At 35.7% G+C, this 691-nt stretch carries 1 protein-coding gene; it reads right to left on the bottom strand.

Annotated features, from left to right (window positions below; all coding sequences use genetic code 11):
- Positions 1–228 precede the first annotated feature (228 nt).
- Positions 229–480, bottom strand: coding sequence for a hypothetical protein (locus H5160_RS20115; protein WP_182738539.1), 252 nt, complete (start codon positions 478–480; stop codon positions 229–231).
- Between the last annotated feature and the right edge of the window lie 211 nt (positions 481–691).

The raw sequence follows: 691 nt of genomic DNA, 5'->3' as shown, positions 1-691 counted from the left end.
AAATACTTTATGCCTATGTCACCTTCAAATTGAGAACTATCTGAAACATTTTTTATGGTTGTGAAACTAACCAACAGAATTATCAGGCTACAAATTAGTAAGTTATTCATATGGCTCATAACGCCGCAATAAGCGGTCAGATAATGGTTGGTTAACTTGTTGAGGAACGAAACACAACCAACCATTATATGTCCGCTCTTAATTGCCTTTGTTATGTTTCCAAATACATTAATCTTGGTACTCTGAGGGGATTTCTTGTTTAAATATTTCAATGCACTCTTCAACTATTTCTAGCGGTATATCTTTTTCGAAGAGTGTAATTTCTCGCGACTTTTTCGAGTCATCACGAAATATTTCTAGCAATAACTTAATCTTGAAATAGACCTCAATACCTATCCCATCACGACCACCACTTACATCACTAGCTATAGTGACATTGTAATCATTATTTAAAGCCAACCCGACTCCTTGTGGAAACATAACGCCTAAATAACAGGCAAAAAATTGTTGGCTAAAATAAGCGACGAAGGAGCAAAAGCCAACTGTTTTTTGTCCTTGTTGATTTTCTTGTATGGATAATAAACCCATAAATTAATTAATACTTTAACCAAGTTCGGGTAATGTGAGGCCCAAGCTTTGGCTGCAACCAAAGCCTTTTATACAGTAGTTCGATTGATTGAAGGCTCCTCTA

It is taken from the genome of Pseudoalteromonas sp. SG43-4 (assembly GCF_014164325.1).
Lineage (GTDB): Bacteria > Pseudomonadota > Gammaproteobacteria > Enterobacterales > Alteromonadaceae > Pseudoalteromonas > Pseudoalteromonas distincta.
This window is presented reverse-complemented; position numbering and strand designations above follow the sequence as displayed.